Source organism: Vibrio algarum (genome assembly GCF_028204155.1).
In the GTDB taxonomy this organism is placed as follows: Bacteria; Pseudomonadota; Gammaproteobacteria; order Enterobacterales; family Vibrionaceae; genus Vibrio; species Vibrio algarum.
This window is the reverse complement of the sequence record NZ_JAQLOI010000001.1, coordinates 1,901,309-1,919,314: the sequence shown is the minus strand read 5'-3', so window position 1 is coordinate 1,919,314 and position 18,006 is coordinate 1,901,309. Positions and strand designations below refer to the sequence as shown.

20 protein-coding genes, 7 pseudogenes and 2 riboswitches are annotated in these 18,006 nt (G+C 39.5%); of the genes and pseudogenes, 13 read left to right on the top strand and 14 right to left on the bottom strand.

Going from position 1 to position 18,006, the window contains the following annotated elements:
• Positions 1–45: 45 nt before the first annotated feature.
• The 3 genes from PGX00_RS09170 to PGX00_RS09160 are packed head-to-tail and all read right to left on the bottom strand — an operon-like array spanning position 46 to position 966.
• Positions 46–645 (bottom strand): chromosome partitioning protein ParA, encoded by a 600-nt coding sequence (locus tag PGX00_RS09170; RefSeq protein WP_272135482.1) that lies wholly within the window; start codon positions 643–645, stop codon positions 46–48.
• Positions 579–791 carry a hypothetical protein gene (locus PGX00_RS09165; protein ID WP_272135479.1) on the bottom strand — a complete coding sequence of 71 codons (213 nt, stop codon included), beginning with the start codon at positions 789–791 and terminating at the stop codon, positions 579–581. The genes PGX00_RS09170 and PGX00_RS09165 overlap by 67 nt, the downstream gene beginning before the upstream one ends.
• Before the next feature lie 16 nt (positions 792–807).
• The gene (locus tag PGX00_RS09160; RefSeq protein WP_272135477.1) at positions 808–966 is read right to left on the bottom strand and encodes a hypothetical protein; all 159 of its coding nucleotides are present in this window, start codon (positions 964–966) and stop codon (positions 808–810) included.
• Positions 967–1,154: 188 nt separating this feature from the next.
• Positions 1,155–1,261, top strand: a riboswitch (glycine riboswitch).
• A 27-nt stretch (positions 1,262–1,288) separates the two neighbouring features.
• A riboswitch (glycine riboswitch) is annotated at positions 1,289–1,414 on the top strand.
• 113 nt (positions 1,415–1,527) lie between these two features.
• On the opposite strand from PGX00_RS09160, the gene PGX00_RS09155 reads away from it, so the two are divergent.
• On the top strand, positions 1,528–2,904 hold the full coding sequence (locus PGX00_RS09155; RefSeq protein WP_272135475.1) for an alanine/glycine:cation symporter family protein: 1,377 nt from the start codon (positions 1,528–1,530) through the stop codon (positions 2,902–2,904).
• Between the two features lie 57 nt (positions 2,905–2,961).
• On the opposite strand, the gene PGX00_RS09150 is transcribed toward PGX00_RS09155, so the two are convergent.
• Complete coding sequence (locus PGX00_RS09150; protein WP_272135473.1) at positions 2,962–3,609, bottom strand: LysE family translocator; 648 nt, start codon at positions 3,607–3,609, stop codon at positions 2,962–2,964.
• Between the two features lie 83 nt (positions 3,610–3,692).
• Here PGX00_RS09150 and PGX00_RS09145 point away from each other — a divergent pair.
• Positions 3,693–5,206, top strand: a pseudogene (locus tag PGX00_RS09145) (carboxypeptidase M32).
• Between the two features lie 50 nt (positions 5,207–5,256).
• On the opposite strand, the gene PGX00_RS09140 reads toward PGX00_RS09145, so the two are convergent.
• Positions 5,257–5,562 (bottom strand): type II toxin-antitoxin system RelE/ParE family toxin, encoded by a 306-nt coding sequence (locus PGX00_RS09140; RefSeq protein ID WP_272135471.1) that lies wholly within the window; start codon positions 5,560–5,562, stop codon positions 5,257–5,259.
• Positions 5,550–5,807 carry a type II toxin-antitoxin system Phd/YefM family antitoxin gene (locus tag PGX00_RS09135; RefSeq protein WP_272135469.1) on the bottom strand — a complete coding sequence of 86 codons (258 nt, stop codon included), beginning with the start codon at positions 5,805–5,807 and terminating at the stop codon, positions 5,550–5,552. The genes PGX00_RS09140 and PGX00_RS09135 overlap by 13 nt, the downstream gene beginning before the upstream one ends.
• Positions 5,808–5,985: 178 nt before the next feature.
• Here PGX00_RS09135 and PGX00_RS09130 point away from each other — a divergent pair.
• From PGX00_RS09130 to PGX00_RS09105, 6 genes and pseudogenes are all read left to right on the top strand, one after another.
• Positions 5,986–6,195: pseudogene (locus PGX00_RS09130) on the top strand (carboxypeptidase M32); the annotation flags it as partial.
• Positions 6,196–7,029: 834 nt separating this feature from the next.
• Positions 7,030–7,353 (top strand): helix-turn-helix domain-containing protein, encoded by a 324-nt coding sequence (locus tag PGX00_RS09125; RefSeq protein WP_272135467.1) that lies wholly within the window; start codon positions 7,030–7,032, stop codon positions 7,351–7,353.
• Positions 7,335–8,459 (top strand): response regulator transcription factor, encoded by a 1,125-nt coding sequence (locus PGX00_RS09120; RefSeq protein WP_272135465.1) that lies wholly within the window; start codon positions 7,335–7,337, stop codon positions 8,457–8,459. Before PGX00_RS09125 ends, PGX00_RS09120 begins: the two co-directional genes overlap by 19 nt.
• The gene (locus tag PGX00_RS09115) at positions 8,432–9,136 is read left to right on the top strand and encodes a methyltransferase domain-containing protein (RefSeq protein WP_272135462.1); all 705 of its coding nucleotides are present in this window, start codon (positions 8,432–8,434) and stop codon (positions 9,134–9,136) included. The genes PGX00_RS09120 and PGX00_RS09115 overlap by 28 nt, the downstream gene beginning before the upstream one ends.
• A 106-nt stretch (positions 9,137–9,242) precedes the next feature.
• Complete coding sequence (locus tag PGX00_RS09110) at positions 9,243–10,154, top strand: hypothetical protein (RefSeq protein WP_272135460.1); 912 nt, start codon at positions 9,243–9,245, stop codon at positions 10,152–10,154.
• A gap of 2 nt (positions 10,155–10,156) precedes the next feature.
• Positions 10,157–10,726 (top strand): hypothetical protein, encoded by a 570-nt coding sequence (locus tag PGX00_RS09105; protein ID WP_272135458.1) that lies wholly within the window; start codon positions 10,157–10,159, stop codon positions 10,724–10,726.
• Between the two features lie 56 nt (positions 10,727–10,782).
• Here the strand turns inward: PGX00_RS09105 and PGX00_RS22780 are convergent.
• A pseudogene (locus tag PGX00_RS22780) lies at positions 10,783–10,997 on the bottom strand (type II toxin-antitoxin system RelE/ParE family toxin).
• Between the two features lie 44 nt (positions 10,998–11,041).
• A pseudogene (locus PGX00_RS09100) lies at positions 11,042–11,290 on the bottom strand (type II toxin-antitoxin system Phd/YefM family antitoxin).
• A gap of 105 nt (positions 11,291–11,395) precedes the next feature.
• On the opposite strand from PGX00_RS09100, the pseudogene PGX00_RS09095 reads away from it, so the two are divergent.
• Positions 11,396–11,590: pseudogene (locus PGX00_RS09095) on the top strand (carboxypeptidase M32); the annotation flags it as partial.
• Positions 11,591–11,628: 38 nt separating this feature from the next.
• Here PGX00_RS09095 and PGX00_RS09090 read toward each other — a convergent pair.
• Both PGX00_RS09090 and PGX00_RS09085 read right to left on the bottom strand, forming a co-directional pair.
• Positions 11,629–11,919: a type II toxin-antitoxin system RelE/ParE family toxin gene (locus PGX00_RS09090; RefSeq protein WP_272135456.1), complete on the bottom strand. Its 291-nt coding sequence runs from the start codon at positions 11,917–11,919 to the stop codon at positions 11,629–11,631.
• Positions 11,912–12,133 carry a TA system antitoxin ParD family protein gene (locus PGX00_RS09085; RefSeq protein WP_272135454.1) on the bottom strand — a complete coding sequence of 74 codons (222 nt, stop codon included), beginning with the start codon at positions 12,131–12,133 and terminating at the stop codon, positions 11,912–11,914. The genes PGX00_RS09090 and PGX00_RS09085 overlap by 8 nt, the downstream gene beginning before the upstream one ends.
• Between PGX00_RS09085 and PGX00_RS09080 the strand changes: the two are divergent.
• A pseudogene (locus PGX00_RS09080) lies at positions 12,121–12,426 on the top strand (hypothetical protein). The gene PGX00_RS09085 and the pseudogene PGX00_RS09080 overlap by 13 nt on opposite strands.
• Before the next feature lie 230 nt (positions 12,427–12,656).
• Here PGX00_RS09080 and PGX00_RS09075 read toward each other — a convergent pair.
• Both PGX00_RS09075 and PGX00_RS09070 read right to left on the bottom strand, forming a co-directional pair.
• On the bottom strand, positions 12,657–13,067 hold the full coding sequence (locus PGX00_RS09075; protein ID WP_272135452.1) for a GFA family protein: 411 nt from the start codon (positions 13,065–13,067) through the stop codon (positions 12,657–12,659).
• A gap of 52 nt (positions 13,068–13,119) precedes the next feature.
• Positions 13,120–13,990, bottom strand: a pseudogene (locus PGX00_RS09070) (LysR family transcriptional regulator).
• A gap of 99 nt (positions 13,991–14,089) precedes the next feature.
• Between PGX00_RS09070 and PGX00_RS09065 the strand changes: the two are divergent.
• Both PGX00_RS09065 and PGX00_RS09060 read left to right on the top strand, forming a co-directional pair.
• Positions 14,090–15,049 (top strand): nitrilase family protein, encoded by a 960-nt coding sequence (locus PGX00_RS09065; protein ID WP_272135450.1) that lies wholly within the window; start codon positions 14,090–14,092, stop codon positions 15,047–15,049.
• A gap of 202 nt (positions 15,050–15,251) precedes the next feature.
• Positions 15,252–16,226 (top strand): DUF2860 family protein, encoded by a 975-nt coding sequence (locus tag PGX00_RS09060; RefSeq protein ID WP_272135448.1) that lies wholly within the window; start codon positions 15,252–15,254, stop codon positions 16,224–16,226.
• A gap of 129 nt (positions 16,227–16,355) precedes the next feature.
• On the opposite strand, the gene PGX00_RS09055 is transcribed toward PGX00_RS09060, so the two are convergent.
• Together PGX00_RS09055 and PGX00_RS22900 are read right to left on the bottom strand one after the other, a co-directional pair.
• Entirely contained in the window at positions 16,356–16,895 is a 540-nt protein-coding gene (locus PGX00_RS09055; RefSeq protein ID WP_272135446.1) for an isochorismatase family protein, read from the bottom strand.
• A 116-nt stretch (positions 16,896–17,011) separates the two neighbouring features.
• On the bottom strand, positions 17,012–17,197 hold the full coding sequence (locus PGX00_RS22900) for a DUF1289 domain-containing protein (RefSeq protein WP_407702347.1): 186 nt from the start codon (positions 17,195–17,197) through the stop codon (positions 17,012–17,014).
• 297 nt (positions 17,198–17,494) lie between these two features.
• Between PGX00_RS22900 and PGX00_RS09050 the strand changes: the two genes are divergently transcribed.
• Positions 17,495–17,911: a YARHG domain-containing protein gene (locus tag PGX00_RS09050; protein WP_272135444.1), complete on the top strand. Its 417-nt coding sequence runs from the start codon at positions 17,495–17,497 to the stop codon at positions 17,909–17,911.
• Positions 17,912–18,006 lie beyond the last annotated feature (95 nt).

The following is an 18,006-nucleotide window of genomic DNA, read 5'->3' as shown; positions in this document are numbered from 1 at the left end:
CGGTGAGAGATTCACGCCGGTCAATCCAATATCAGCTAACTATTCCTACAGACCAATGCTGTTAGAAATGCCTTCAATGTCACGTAAATCAAGCTTATGCACTTCAATCATCTGGTCAATTTGACTGATATTTGAATTAATCTCGTCACGCTTATCGCACGAAGATGAATTCACTTCAAAAGAGGCACCGTCTAAGTAGACATCACACTCTTTACTAAAGCGTTTTAATCTCGGTTCAAGTACATCACGTTCTTTTTGTAATTTTGTAAGGTCTTGTTTAATCAACAACTCACGTTGAAATAGTTCTCGTGCTCTATCAAAGATATTTGCTTGCATCGATATCTGTTTTTCTAGCTCACTTATTGCCTCTATGTTCTGCTCTATCTCTTTAACTTGAGCTTGAATTTGAGCGTCCATTTCAATGTTAACTTTTTCCAATTCCGTTACCATTTCTTGTGATTTTTCGACTTCCTTTTTACTGTTCAGTTCAAGCACAGCCATTTGTTCGGTAACTCTTAACGCAATTTCGTTCTCAATATCAGCTTCTTTTCTTTCTACTGCTTCGACCTTCTGTACTATCACTTCCGTTTGGCTCTGTTTTGCTTCGACAAGCTTTTTTCCAAAGACTGGTATGCCGGTTGCCATTTATTCTTTGTCACAACCGATCCAATGAGCCCGCCAATAGCGATACCAAATACCGCCGCTATAGCAATATAAACTAAGGTGTGTTTATCCCTCTGTTCGATAACCACTACATCTTCTTGATCTCTTGGATCAACGTTTTTACTCACCTTTTATTGCTCCTATTTAACGAAATAGTTCAGTCGTTACGATCGAAACGGTATAAATTGCCAAGCCTACTAAAAACGCAATAATTACACCATGTTGTACTTTTTTATTGGTTCTATAACGAATGAGAAATATTGAAAGTGCAATGAAGGCTGCAATAGCTATTAATCTTGTCATAGTCTCTCCTTATTACTCTTATATATAGCATCATATTCTCTGTTTTACGTTAATTTTTCGTTGTTTAGACGAACTAATGATGGAAAAACAAGCAATCAATAATTTCGCTACTGACACATACGAAATTATTATGTAATATCCGCAGCGCAGAATGCTTACCATGAGCTTCATGGTAGGCGTTTGTTCCGATGAAGACTGCAGGAGAGAGGGTTTAGCGCCATTAATGAGTTAATTATTGGTCATATTACCCCGCCGAAGAAGTGAATCTTTCAGGCGCGACAATTGGTGGATAAAACCACAAATAGTCGTGAGGACTGTAGTTGGAGGAACCTCTGGAGAGAGTCAAAATATCTTGCCTTTTAACTAGGTTTAGATTTGGCCGCCGAAGGAGCAAGTCTGGTCGTTAATACCAGATGAAACTCTCAGGCAAAAGGACAGAGGAGTGGAAAGACAGGTACAACCTTGCGCCCATTTTTGGGTGTTTTTGCGTTTTATTCAATTAAAAACAAATAAATAACCTTTCCCTCTTCTCCTTAAATTTTTGTAGTATTAAGGGGAACCATGAATAACTTTCAATCTTTACTTCAAACAATCGACAGCTTTGTTTGGGGACCACCGCTTTTAATTTTACTTGTTGGCACAGGTGCCTATTTCACTTTCCGTTTAGGGTTAATTCAGTTTAGACACCTACCTACGGCGCTTAAATTGGTCTTTTCGCGTTCAGAAAACAGTAAAGCGAAAGGTGATGTGTCTAGCTTTGCTGCGTTGTGTACAGCGTTATCTGCAACCATTGGTACAGGTAACATTGTTGGTGTCGCAACAGCGATCAAGCTCGGAGGCCCGGGTGCTTTATTTTGGATGTGGCTAGCAGCGTTGTTTGGTATGGCAACAAAATACGCGGAATGTTTGCTTGCTGTAAAATATCGCAAAGTTGATGACAAAGGCCAGATGGTTGGTGGCCCTATGTACTATCTTCAATATGGGGTTGGCTCTAAACTTTTAGCGACTTTATTTGCCATCTTTGCCCTTGGTGTCGCGTGCTTCGGCATTGGGACGTTTCCACAAGTCAATGCCATCTTAGACGCCTCTCATCTCTCTTTTGGGGTATCCAGAGAGATTTCAGCTGTTGTCCTTACTATCCTTGTTGCTATTGTGACCATTGGCGGCATCAAATCGATTGCAAAAGTGGCCGGGCGCGTCGTTCCTGCAATGGCGGTATTTTACGTCGTTGCCTGTTTGTTTGTTCTCATCGCCAATGCCGATCAACTCTTTGCTGCTATTGAGTTAGTAGTTGTCTCCGCGTTTACAAGCACGGCTGCAACGGGAGGCTTCTTAGGTGCTGGTATGATGTTAGCTATTCAGTCGGGTATTGCACGTGGTGTGTTCTCTAACGAATCTGGCTTGGGTAGTGCACCCATGGCGGCAGCGGCGGCTAAAACCGACTCTTGCGTTCGCCAAGGCCTTATATCAATGACCGGTACCTTTTTTGATACCATCATTATTTGTACCATGACAGGACTCGCACTCATACTGACTGGTGCTTGGCAAAGTGATTTTGCTGGTGCTGCGATGACAACTCACGCTTTTGCGGTTGGCCTTAGTTCTGATACGTTAGGACCAATGCTCGTTTCTATCGGGCTGATGTTCTTCGCTTTTACTACTATTTTAGGCTGGAACTACTATGGCGAACGTTGCGTTGTTTTCTTAATGGGAACCAAAGCGGTCCTACCATATAAGATACTATTTCTTATCTTAGTTGCTTCTGGAGCGTTCTTGCATTTAGACATGATTTGGATAATTGCCGACATCGTGAACGGTTTGATGGCTGTCCCTAACTTGATTGGTCTCATTGCATTGCGTCATATCGTTGTTGCTGAAACAAAGGCTTATTTCAATAGCACATCAAAAGATGAACACGAACTTGTAACGCAAAATTAATTCTCCTTGAAATGTAAAGAGCCAGCATAAATTAGCTGGCTCTTTACATTTAATAGTCTATGTATTGGGAATGGGCGGCTCTTCGAGCAATAACTTAATCCCTAGCCCAATAAGTACTACTCCCGTCAACCCTTCCATCCACGTCATTATTGAACCATTTTGTACTAGGCGCTTAGCGAAATTTATAGCACCCGCTAATCCACATTGCCATGCCATCGCAATAAAAAAATGAATGGTTGCCATTAATAACGATTGAATAAACGGTGAGTATTCAGGGTCAATGAACTGTGGCAAAAAGGCCAGATAAAAAACTGCAGTTTTTGGGTTTAAAACATTTGAAAGGAAGCCTTCCCTAAGAGATCGTTTTAATTGAAACTTGTCATGAGATGTATCACTAAGCTTTAAGCTACTGCCTCCTTTCAATGTCGAGCGCAATCCATTGATACCTAAATAGATTAGATAGGCAGCCCCAACCCACTTCATGACTTGGAAGGCTTCTGCTGACTGAAGCAATATGGCAGAAATACCAATAGCGGAAAATGTAGCGTGTACAAACAAACCTAAACAAATGCCAAAACTGGTAACACAACCGTCTTTCATCCCAGATCGACTTGTATTCCTAATGACAACTGCCGTATCTAGCCCCGGTGTCAGTGTCAGTATTGTTATGGCTATTAAAAACGCCTCGATATTTAAAATATGCATCCATGTTACCGTAAAAAACATCAATTAATTCGTTATATCAGGTAATTAAGATAAACCCAAGTCTTCTCGCATCGTTTAGAACAGTGTTAAACTGGTTTTTTTGCGATGGAAAACACAATGTCTGCATATTCACAGCTCGTAGCACACTCAAAAAAATCTCTCATTTTAACCATTTGGCTGCTATATGCGGTTGGGATCAAGCTTCTGTAATGCCGTCTGGCGGTAACCAAGCTCGCTCTGAAGCGATGGCTGAGCTTTCAGTTCATATTCACAAACTTATGACCGCACCACAGCTTGAAGATTGGTTCGATCAAGCCACAGAGGAGACACTCACTGACGACCAACAGTCGAGCTTGCGAGAGCTGAAAAGAAACTGGATGCAAGCAAATGTTCTACCAGAAGATCTAGTACAAAAAAATCTCTTGCTGGATCAAAGTGCGAGCATGCTTGGCGCTCGCAACGAGGGCAAAATGACTGGAACGGGTTCAAACAAAATTGGAAAGAAGTTGTCGCTTTATCACAAGAAGAAGCACAAATCAGAGCCGAGGCAACTGGACTTTCTGCTTATGATGCCATGCTTGACCTATACGAACCTGGGACGACCACTGAGTCTTTAGATTCGCTATTTAGCGATGTAAGCACTTGGTTACCCGACCTTATAGATAATGCAATTGATAAGCAAAAATCTGACAAAATCATAATGCCGAGCGGTACTTACGCCAGCGATACACAAAAGCAGTTAGGTCTTGAGGTAATGAAACTGCTCCAGTTCGATTTCAATCATGGTCGTCTTGACGAAAGTGTCCATCCTTTTTGTGGTGGGGTGCCTACAGATGTCCGGCTAACCACACGATATGATGATAGTGATTTCATCCAGTCCTTAATGGGCACCGTACATGAAACAGGCCATGCGAGATATGAGCAAGGCTTACCAAAATCATTAGCAGGCCTACCCGTAGGCGAAGCTCGTTCAATGGGTATTCACGAATCGCAGTCTCTGTTTTTCGAAATGCAAGTTGGTAGAAACGACGTATTTATAGAGCATCTTTCTAAAATGGCTGCAGCGGCATTTAATAGGGCACAAGACCCTGTTTTTGAAAGCAGTAATTTTCAAAAACTATACACTCGCGTTGATAAAGGCTTTATTCGCGTTGACGCTGACGAACTTACCTACCCCGCTCATGTCATCTTACGCTATGAAATCGAACGAGATTTAATGAACGGTAAAATCTCATACACAGATGTACCTGAGCTATGGAATAGTAAGATGAATGCTTATCTGGGCTTATCCACTCAAGGCAACTTTAAAGATGGGTGTATGCAGGATATTCACTGGACAGATGGGGCCTTTGGTTACTTCCCTTCATACACATTAGGTGCAATGTACGCGGCTCAGTTTATGGCAACGATGAAGAAAATTATCGATGTTGATTCTGTGATTCAAAGTGGTGACCTCTCCCCTATTTTCTCATGGTTGTCTGAAAATATTTGGAGCAAAGGGAGTTTATTGACGACGGATGAGTTGGTTAAATCTGCAACTGGTGAGACGTTAAATGCTGATCACTTTCAAGCGCATTTGAGAAGTCGTTACTTGTAGTGGTGTAAATAATTAAGGCTGAGCCAGGTGTTTCTGATTCAGCCATTTAGTTAATTCATTTTGTTCAGTAAAAATTTTCTCAAATTTCTTTCTTCCCGCATTACCAATAGAATGAAAATCTTGCTTTCTTCTATCTTATAAAATATTCGGCACGGGTTAACAACTACTTCTCGGTAAGGCAAATGCGGTATTTCATTCGGAATTCGCCCAGATTCAGGAAATAACTCTAAACGTTCAACCTTAGTAAAAACTGTTTGGATAAGCGTTTTTGCCGCACTTATATTATCTACGGCTATATATTCAGCTATATCATTTAAGTCAGTAAGAGCGGGGTCAGTCCATATTATTTCAGCCATTTTGACATCTTGTCCTTGGCTTCCTTATTACTTAACGTTTTTCCATCTATTAATGCTCTTTCTCCTCTTGCAATTCCTTCGAGGATAGAAAGTCGATTTTGCATAAACTCATAGTCTTCAACGTCAACAAGATAAGCCGATGGTATTCCATGCTCAGTAATCAGAATAGGTTCTTTGCTATCGTGTAGTTCAGCAAGAATCTTGGTAGCCTTTCGCTTAAGGGAAGTTACTACTTCAACTTTCATATCAGATCTCCTTTGTCATCTATATAGTGATACTAAAGTGTCACTATATAGATGACAAGCAAATTTACCAATATCACTCTAACCATCGAAAAAAATTTGGAATAATATCTAGCAGACATAAATGAAGGGACTAGCCTCAATGTACTAAACTAAAAATGCAGGTTACATTATACCGTAGACCGATGGCGCACTTGGCTATTTCCCAAGCTACACTTTAGGTGCGATCTATACTGCGCAGATTATGGCGACTATGAGGAAAACAGTAGACGTCGATTCAGTGATCCGAAGTGGCGACCTATCCCCTATTTTCACTTGGTTATCGTAGAATATCTGGAGTAAAGGGAATTTGTTGACGACGGATTAGATAGTTAAGTCGGCAACTGGTTAGACGCTGAATGCTGATTATTTTCAGGCTCATTTGAGAAGTCGTTATCTATAGTGGCGTAAATAATGACAAAAAAAACACAGCAACGCCTCCTATTAACCTTATAAAACAAACAGATAGCATCATCTATACGCGAAACCAAAAGCCCGCTATATTCTCTTTCAATGGCTAAGGAGTTTACAGTAACGAGTATTTCCCACTCTATAAACCGATCAAAGAAAAACATCACACTCCAAGTATCATCTTATATATTCGTGCTATGAGTCTAACTATATGTGTCTAACTATTGGACCAAATATTGACCTATATTAGAATTAGAGTTTTAACCCAAACTCTTAACCAATAGTTCTTAAACAAATTCAACAGATCAGGACACAAAATGGAGTGGGACAGAGACTTTAGTGAACTAATCGCTTTTCTATATCACAATGCCTTAACGAAATCTGTTGCTGAGTTTCAACAGTGTAGCTTCGAAGCTATTACTAAAGTAGTACCATTTAACTCTGCTACTTGGAGAAGAGAAAGCGATGGTTTTGGCTACTTGCAAGGTAGCAGTTATTTCAATTATGGAGCACCTCCTACAACAACAATTCCTTATGTGTCGATGTTAGGTTCAAAACCAAAGAAAGCCACGTCTAGCCAAAACGATACGTTAAATGTGAGTCGCCAAACAAGTTTATACCGTCCTAAAAATTCTATGGAGCAGACTGCTCCGAATACATTGAACTCTAAATATCTATTAATTTCAGAATTCGATGATCGCTCTGTGGGAGCAACCTACAAACTATCGATTTTTTATCATCGATCATCCAGCCAATTAGAACGGAATCGCATCGCATGGTTGATGCCCCACTTAGTCAATACCACAAGAAAAAATCAATTTACCAATACTCAGCCTTTGCATTCGTTAAAAAAATCAATCAAGATAATTCTCGTCAGGCGGTGTTAAATCAATTCGGTCAACAAGAACAACAAATTCTTTATTTATTAGTGGAAGGACTGTCTACAAAACAGATTTCGAACAAAGTGTTTCTCAGCGAAAAAACGATTCGTAATAAGCTCACAAAGTTATATAAAACACTTGGAGTAACAGGGCGTACACAGGCAATGGTTCTGCTGTTTCCTTCTATTCAAGGATGTGGATGGACTATCAACGATTAAACAAATGGATAATAGAGTTGTATCAACACTCTGCCAATGTCCCATTGAACGACTTTAAACATTGGGCGCTAACTCGACTTCAAGATTGGATAGAGTTTGACTCTGCTTTATGGGTCAGTTGTTCTAACTTAAACGTGAGTGTGAATCCCGTTGATGTCTACCTTTTTAACCAGCCATATGCATTTATGAAAAGTTACCAAGCGCTATACCCCAATGAAAATGAAGATCCCATCGTTAAAGCAATATTAGCAAGCCCTGATAACCCTATTCGTGTCAAGAAATTGTTTTCTAACCATGGATACTATCAAAACGATATATACCTAAAACATGGGCAATATTTTGGCATTGAAGATGTAATTTCAACCCTGAAAATTTCTGAGTCAACAGGAACCATGAATATTGTTTCTTTATACAACTCAGCCACACGATACGAGTTTTCTGAACAAGACACTTTTATTAAACATCTGTTAATGCCTCATCTGGTTGAAGCATTAAGGAACAATTTGATATCTTCAATTAACGCACCAAAACGTCAAAACCGCACTTGTGCAATTTTAGATAACTTCGGCTTCATATATGAAGCCGAAGAACTCTTTATCTCTGTTTTAAAAAAAGTAGACTACATAAAAAACAACCAATTGCGGATACCTAATCAGTTAGAGTCACTAAACTCTGGCGTATTTGAAGTTGATAAAGAAACGCTGTTAAAGCTAGAACGTGTGGATGGATTACTATTTGCGTCTTTAAATACAGATTCACCGCTGCGTAACTTAACACTTCGGCAAACTGACATTGTTCAAGCCTTGTGTGAAGGAAGCAGCGATAACGAAATTGCCAAAAAATTCAATTTATCTCCAAAGACTATTCGTAACCACCTATCTCAAATTTATAAAAAAACGGGGTTAAACAATCGAGCATCATTGATTAATTATTATTTAATCAATGAACTAGAACACTCTAAGGAGCCACTAATGGAGAAGTCATTGGACCCTAAGGTCGGATTTAAAAATGTTGACCAAGATAATCGGCATTTAATTGAATACCTTGATGTCTTATCCGAACACCCTAATGTTGTAAGTTGGAAAAAAGAAGTATCGATTTACTAACTAATGGAGGGTTACTGTCTGTATTAGACGTCGGTAGTGGAACAGGTTTTGACTGTTGGTCTTTTATGATTCATTTTGGAGAAGGAACAAAAATTACGGGCGTTGACAGCTCGAAGATAATGATTGAAGAAGCAACAATCAGATACGGTGTGAAATACCCACAAATCAATTTCATTACGGCAAGTGTTGAGCATCTACCTTTTAAAAATAACACATATTCTGCAACGCATTGTGAACGGTTACTGTGTCATTTACCAAGCCCAAACACTGCCATAGAAGAAATTATTCGCGTAACAAAACCTGGTGGCCGCGTTGTAGTAACAGAAGCCGATTATGGCACTACTATCATCCACTCGGATTTATTAGCTTTAACAGAAAGACTCGTAAACCTACTCTGCATTAGTATTACAAACCATCGAATTGGACGCCAACTCTCAGGAACATTGGCTGCTAATGGCCTAAAGGACATTGTAATAGAAACTAATAACCTTGTATTTCGTTCACTGAATGAGTTTGATCGTGCTTCCGGATTAATTTCTTCGCTAGAGAGTGCCGTTGAAAAAGGAGTGCTTACTAATAATGAGAAGACAGCCTGGTTGGAAGACCAACGAAACAAAGATGAAAAAGGTCAATTTTTTGCGTCAACTACATTCTTTACCGTTGCCGGAAATGTATAAGGGACATATGTCCTATATATAACCCCCGCTATATTCCTAATATATCCATGAGCCGATGATTTTATTTTGTCTATTCAAATCGGCATTCATTGAGAAGGGGTATATCATGAATAAAGGACTACTTTTAGCTACAGCATCATCTCTAGTTATATTAGGTTGTGGTGGTGGAGATAGCAGCGACAATGCCACAAGTAATGAAAGTACGACGGATACTTTAGCGCAAGCCGTTAACGGAAAGTTGATCGATGGCTACATATCGGGTGCAACTGTTTTTTTGGACATAAACTTTAACTCGCAATTAGATGATGGTGAACCTTTCGTAGTAACGAGTGAAGATGGAGACTTTACTTTTGCCGACGATGCCCTTACTTCTGAAGCGTGTTGGAAGTGGGTACCTATCGTTGCCTTAGTTCCCGCTGATGCAATTGATAGTGACAACCCAGAACAGCCTATTGGCACTCCTTATAAAATGACTTTTCCCCCATCAGGACTCGTCGATAATAATTCAGATGTCTTCGTTACCCCTTTAACTACTGAAATATGGAATGGCGCATTGGGTAAGCTCCACGATATTGATTTCGCATTAAGTTGTGACGAATTGTCTAATGACGAGTCAATGCGCGACGAATTAGATAGACTAATTGTCGATGAAACAGAAGAATTGGCCAGCGAATTATCAGTCAATACATTAACTCTCTTCACTGACTATGTCGCAACTGCGAATTCAGAACTACATACCGAAGCTAAAGAAATAGTGTCGGTATTAAAAGCGGCTTATGAAGCCGAGTCTTCGGTATCGGAATCTGACCCTGACGCTCTATATATTCATGTGAGTTTCTTTGAAGACGACGGTGACCAAATTCGCTATACAAAAGTGACAATGAAAGACGGTTATGTTTTCGATTATGATGTCATGTCTGAAGATTTGACCGCAGTTGTGAAAAAAACTTCCATGCTGAAGATAAAATTATTTATAACAGCGATGAAACAATTGGGCTTGAATACGATAGAACTTTAGAAGTGTCTGAAGAGTTCGATGATTTCTATACCTGTGAAGTAAGGGAAGATTACAAACAAACTAGTAGTATCGTGTCGTATGGAATAGAAAATATCGCCTTTAAAGACAATGTCGCAGATTGGGACGAGTGTTTAACAGTTACGCTAGATGGTTACCCAGCTCAACAAACACTTCAGGCTCGGTTCAGAACTGAAGGCGTACTCACTGACAAAGTAAGGTTGCACTATTTAGCCCCAGACATTTCCGATTCAGCTTACAGTACCTATTTTAATTTAAGTGCAAATCCCGATAACTTAAGCATTGATACGTTAAATGAACTGAGCTTTATAGACGCTGATTTAACTAATGAAGAAGATTATAATGCGCATAAATTAAGTAAAGTAAGTTATGACTACAGTCAGCCTGATAATGAAGTCGTAAGAGATCAATATACTAAGTGGGGGACCACCGAAGAATGGAAGCGTACTATAGAATATATGGATGGTTCATCAGAAGATTTTTGTGGTCCTTCTGAAGAGCAAATTGAACTATACAATTTAGACGATTACGACGGAGTTTGTCCGATTTATTAAGTTAATAGCTAACATCGTAATTACTACGATGTTAGCTTCTCTTTTTACAACACTAATCAAGAATAATTATACCGAAATTCAATGTTGCCTTCTTCTATCTTATAAAAATTTAGGCGTGGGTTAATAACTACTTTTCGGTAAGGTAAATGCAGTATTTCATTCAGAATTCGTCCATATTCAGAAAATAACTCTAAACATTTACCTTAGTAAAAACTGTTTGGATAAACGTTTTTGCCGCACATATATTATCTACGGCTATATATTCAGCTATATCATTTTAATTAGAAAGAGCAGGGTCAGTCCATATTATTTCAACTATTTTGACATCTTGTCCTTGGCTTCCTTATGGCTTAACGTTTTTCCATCTATTACTGCTCTTTCACCTCTTGCAATTCCTTCCAGGATAGAAAGTCGATTTTACATAAACGCATAGTCTTCAACGCCAACAAGATAAGCCGATGTTATTCCATGCTCAGCAGTCAGAATAGGCTCTTTTCTATCGTGTAGCTTTGCAAGAATCTTGGTAGCCTTTCGCTTGAGGGAAGTTACTACTTCAACTTTCATATCAGATCTCCTTTGTTATCTATATAGCGATATTGTAAAGATGACAAGCAATTTTACCGATATCACTCTAACTATCGAAAAGGAAATTGGAATAATATCTAGCAGGCGTCGATGAAGAAAAGTGTAGACGTTGATTCAGTGATTCGAAGTTGCGACCTAACCCCTATTTTCACTTGGTTATCGGAGAATATCTGGAGTAAAGGGAGTTTGCTGACGATAGACGAGTTAGTTAAATCTGCGACTGGCGAGACGTTAAACGCTGATCACTTTCAAGCGCATTTGAGAAGTCGTTATCTATAAATACTAATAAGTTGGCAGCTCAATGCAACTCGCAAAACCTAATAACTGTTCTTAATATCACGATAGAAATTCTCATGAGAACCAAAAGCAATCAGTTCAAGAGTCACGGTACCATCTTCGTAGCTATAACCCAGTAACGTTAATTGCTTAACCATTTTGAATTTGTAAACACGCAGAAACACAAGATCACCTTTTTTCTGTTCACCAATCAGTGGTTCATCCATTAAAGTTCTGATTGCTATGTCAAGATCCTTCTTTTGATTTTTATGAAGTTTCTTGACTGCTTTTTTAAACGTAGGTGTCTGAAGAATATTGGTTATTTTAGTCAAAGCTATAAGGCTCCAGTTTACCTGCCTCTTTTTCAGCTTTCGATATAATGGCCTGTTTTACAAACTCATACGGTAAATCTGGATTATCTTCCATCATTTCACCAATTTTAGCCCAATGTTCAATTTGTTTTGGTGTCGTACGATTAAGAGCCTTTGCCATGATGGAGGCTTTTTCAACCAACTCTTGATCGATTCTAATACTTGAAGTTGCCATGGTTTGCTCCTTTACTAATTGGCATTATTGTAGCAATACGCGACAATAGTAGCAAATCGCGCGGCATTATCTGTATTCACTGGACTGATGGGGTCTTTGGGTATTTCCCAAGCTACTCTTTAGACGCGATGTATGCGGCGTAGTTTATGGTGACAACGCGTAAAACTGTTGATGTAGATTCAGTGATTCAAAGTGGAGACCTAACTCCTATCTTCACTCGGTTATCGGAGAATATATGGAGTAAAGGCAGTTTGTTGACGACGGATGAGATAGTTAAGTCGGCAACTGGTTAGACGCTGAATGCTGATTACTTTCAGGCTCATTTGAGAAGTCGTTATCTATAGTGAATTCAACTAATAAAGGCTGAGCCTGTTTTTGGTTCAGCCTTTAAGCATGCATGTGTGAAACGAAATACGCATTAATGGGAAGTCACAAAAGTTATTTAGAGAACACTGTGCCAGTAAGTTTTTCATTTATGGCATATCATTCATCACTGCGTAGCGGAAATATCAAGTTATCTTTACTACTTACGTCCTTCACTGAATACAGGAAGACCGTCAGTAATTTCGTACCAACTTGCCCTAAACTTTGTGTATATATGAGCATCAGATCGATGAGGAATGTCGTCATCCAACAGCGAAAGGGAAAACTCGACGTATTCACCTGTATCATTCGAAGGAATAAAGCGTAGGCTAGATCCACATGTATCGCAAAACTGACGCTTCGTTCCGTTTTTAGCCTGAAATGTTCTTATTAATGCCATTCCTGACAGCCATCTAAAGTGTTCTACCTTTGCTTCCCCAAAAGTTGAAAACGCTGCCCCATGAAATTTTCTACACATAGTGCAATGGCAGTGTGCCATCCGTGGCCGAATTTCATCGACTTCAAACTTGATTCCGCCGCAGAGGCATTGCCCTTGATATAATTTACTCATTCTGCCCTCTCCTAGCCATAATACTGAAAATGTGTAATAACTGAGTCCATTCCTATCTCAATAAAGATTTTACAATTAAGTCAATAAAGCTTTCTCTAACAGGGTTATCCATATCCTCATTCCAAATTAAACCGACATCCCACATTGCACTAACCCCATGCAATGGAATAAAACGAACATTGTCGTTTGCGATCTGTTCAACACTAGCTGGCACTATTGTAAAGCCTAAGTTTGCTGATACGAGAGCCAAAAGCGTCAGGATATCATCAGCTTCCTGTATAGGATGTAAAACTTGATTATGTTCCATGAGTAACGCTTCTATCTGTTGGTTCAAACCCTGCCCTCGAGCAGGATTAAGTCTTAAATAATCCAAATGCAGTAATGAATCCCACAATATATTCTCATCAATGTGTCGACTCCGATGAACAGCTACAACTAAATGATCAGACGAAAGGCTCACCCCTCTTAATGGCGTAGTGACAGGAAGCCTATTAAAACCTAGCTGGAGTTCACCTCGAAGAAGAGCTTTAGTTTGAAACTGTGACGGTATGTCATTGAGTGTAATATGGATATTCGGAAACAATTGTTTAAATTGAGCAATATATTGTGGAGCAAGATGATACGAAGATATTCCGAAACCTATATTCAGGTAACCTTCCGTTCCCTCTGCCACCAAATTCGTTAAGGTCTGGAACGCTTCGAAGTTCGCCACTATTCGCTGCGCTTCGGGAAAAGAGTTAACCCAGCTTGAGTCAAACATGCCCCGTGCCTTCCTCTCTCAAACAGGTTTGTCCCAGTGTGCAGCTCAAGGCGCTGAATTTTTTTGTTAACGCTGATTGTGTGATACACAAATGCTCAGACGCTACCCGATAATTACCATCCTCAGCTAACTGACAAAAAGTACGTAGTTGATCAATATCCATTCCATTTGCTCATTGAATAGCGAAGTTCTTTCATTATACGGAATGCTTAAAGCTTTTTATACTGATGGCAACTATTCAAAACAGCAAAAGGAACTCTTCATGAAAGACGTGCGTGCGGCATCAGTCCAGTTCAATCATCGTGCTAATGACAAATTCTACAACCTGTCAGTCATTAAACACTACGTAGAAAAAGCACGAAAAGAAAATGTGAACATTATTGTCTTCCCAGAAATGTGCGTCACTGGGTATTGGCACGTTTCAAAACTAAGCGAACCTGACATCTTCTCTCTTGCTGAATTTGTCCCACAGGGAGATACATGCCAAACGTTGTTGGCTATGTCTGCTAAGTACGAAATGAGTATAGGTGTGGGGTTAATTGAAAAGGATGAAGCAGGAACCCTCTACAATGTCTACGTTATGGCAATGCCAGATGGGAAAATTGCTAAACATCGAAAATTACATACTTTCGTGAGCAAGTACATGGCGAGCGGCGATGAATATACCGTCTTTGATACACCACATGGATGTCGCGTTGGTATACTTATCTGCTGGGATAACAACTTAGTAGAAAACGTCAGGCTCACTGCGTTAAAAGGCGCTGATATCCTCGTTGCACCGCACCAAACTGGTGGCTGTAATTCTCGTAGCCCAAATGCTATGGGGCTTATCGACACGCAACTATGGTATGACCGAAAAAGAAACCCCGAAGCTATCCGTTTAGAGATGCAAGGACAAAAAGGGCGTGAATGGTTAATGCGGTGGTTACCTGCTCGTGCCCATGACAACGGGATGTTTCTGATATTTAGTAATGGCGTTGGGGTTGATATGGATGAAGTCAGGAGCGGAAATTCAATGATATTGAATCCATACGGACAAATACTTGTAGAAACCGATAGTATCGATAACGATATTGTCATTGCAGATCTAAAAGCAAAAGAGCTGGATATGTGTACAGGTAGACGTTGGATTCGTGGACGCAGGCCAGAGCTTTATCATCCCCTTATCACCCAAAATGATGAACTGTCGCCTTTTTTCGCAAGGTTTTCAGAAGAAAGGTAATCTAAGAGCCATTTTGTTAGATATCACAGCACATGTTCTCTAACCTTATATTTACCCACCCAACCCACCTATGGCGTTGTATATTAAAAATGTATAACACTTTGAAATTTTAAACATCACTGTTACATTGACGCAATGCTTATACGATGCCCAAAAGTAAGATTTATTGTGCTAATTTATTGATTAAAAGGTTTATGTTGGTATGCGAAAATCTCCTGTAATTGCCATCGTTTCGTTGTCGATGATGGCCTCTCAGAGCCACGCAGCACAGAAAGGCTTTAGTGGTGAGTTATCTATCATGACTGGTTTCACATCCAGTGAAAGTAACTTTAATACCGACAATCCAATTAAAACCGACAGTCTTACCAGCGATGTTGATGCAGAACAGGACTGGTTGGTTATACCACTAGGTCAACTTCGTTATAATTTCGGCTCGAATGCTAACCAAGAGCTGTTCCTTGGTACTTCTAGAGCCGACATTATTCAGGGGGTTGCTGCGTTGGAAGTCGGTTACAAATATTGGCTCCGCGACCGTTCTTTCCTCGCAGTTTCGGTCTTACCGACCATTATGAAATCGGAAACTTGGGCCGATCCTTTTCTCGTCAACGAATCACGCCAAACAACCGATGAGTCTGGAAATGCTTATCGATTCCAGTATGAAAACATCGTTGGAACAGGGCTTAACGCTGATATTGGTTACTACACAAAAGATATCGATAACGAGTTATCAGGAAGTGGTTATTCAGAGTCAGTAGCAAATCAACTTCAGCGAGAAGGTTACGGATTGTATTCGAAACTCTCATGGACAATATATGCTGGCCCCGGCACCTTCATCCAACCTGGAGTAAGACGAAATGCTTATAGTGCTGAAGGAGATGCACAATCCAGTACCTTGTGGGGCTACTCATTAACCTTAATACGAAGAAGTAATCAACACTTTTTGGCTCTTACCGCGGATTATACACAAACTGACTTTGATACAGTTCATTCTATATTTGGAGAAACGCGGGATGATACTCAACTTGGAGCAACAGCGGTTTACCAATACAACAACTTGATGGGATACCAAAACTTAGCTGCCAATGTACTGATTACCTATTCTGATTTGGATTCAAATTTAGTTTTTTATGATAAAAAAACGCTATTTTCAGCGGTAGGGTTAACGCTAAAATTTTAATTATCTCGACGAATAAATGGACATTTAAATGTAGTTCAAAAACAGATGGGATACTATTCGGTGTTTAGATCAACAGAAAAGACATATACCTTAGAATCCCATCTTAAAACCTAACAGTAGAGATTCTAACTAACGCACTAAACTCAATATCGTTTTAAATTCAGAAGAATTGCAGTCTTTTACTAGTTCGTACAAGCACATTTCTACACCGGTAATTTCAACACCGTTATTTCTTAACCGATTTATGCAAAGTTGTTTATTTGATAAGTCCCGAGAAGAGATGCAATCACTAACGAGTGCGACCTTGTATCCTAGTTCTACCAGTCCTTTAGCAGTTTGATATACGCAAATATGGGCCTCAATACCACAGATAAGCCACGTGTCTACATTTTGATTTCTGATAGCCTCTAAGAAGTTTAGCGATTCGCAACCATTGAAAGTAAATTTTATTAAAGGTTCAACACCGTTAAGAATAGCACCCAGTTCGTTGACTGTAGACCCTAACTTATTAGGATTTTGTTCGAGTAAAATAATAGGCAGATCGAGAATCTGAGCCCCTTTAATCAGCTTTTCACAGTTAGATATTAAAGCATTGCTATCATGAACAAGCCGTGCAAGTTTGCCTTGAACATCGACCACAATAAGCCCCGTATTTTCTCTTACGAGCATCATACCCTTCCAAACAGAAATAACTTGATTACATCCATATTAGAACAGAAAACAAAGAGACGATATATTAGCTATCGAATTGCTAATCTTTTTGACTAAGTAGCATTTCTACTAATTTAGGTCTGCTTAGCGAGCATCTTCTTACACCTAATAACGATACTTATTTTTTCGTCTTCGGATTTATTTACCCAATCAGCAATTTCTGATGAAGACCGGTAACAACCTTTGCAAACTGCACTTTCATCTAGCTGGCATTTACCTATACAAGGGGTGATTATATTTGTATTGTTTCCTATGAACATATATTTTTAGCTTACTCTCTATTTACTATCATCAAACAGAATATATCAGGAATTTCGACGGTCGTAGAGAGCCAAATGTCCCATAAATCATGTCGCTTAATTAAAAAATGTAGGGCTGACCACTACCAATACCTTCAACGTGATAACTGGTTAAATTTTCAGATGCATTAACTAGTCGTTTTATTGCACGACAGCAAAATATGGCCATTATTGGCTAAAGCATGGCCTCAGTTTCGGTTAGAATATAGGCATCGTCACCATTGCATCATTCAGTCAAATGCATATAAGGAAGTAATGATGAACAGACTAAGGCATATTTTTATCGTGCTCACTGCATTGTACTATCCCGCAGTGATGGCGAATGACAGCAATGCGACACAGACAGATGAAAAACCATGTACTTGTGTTTTCAACATGAATCGGGCCTGGAATCCAGAAAAAATCATTTGGAATAACGAAGCATGGAAATGTACTATTTATAAAGACGACGGTACTTGCAGTGAAGTGCAAAAAGTCGCTAGTCTAGATGATAATAATAATGCTTTTTTACTTGCTGCATCTTCTGAACGGATGCTTAGCGAAAGTGAGCTCAACCGCTATGACGCTACCGATCTCCGGTTAATACGTAACGAAATTTTCGCTCGCCACGGTTATACTTTTAAATCTGAAGATTTACGTACATTTTTTCTACCAAGACGTGGTATGACCCCCTGACCAACGAGGTATCACTCTCTACAGTTGAAAAGAAAAACATTCAATTAATTAAAAAGATAGAATCAAAATACAAGAAGCAGGAAGATCTAAAATTT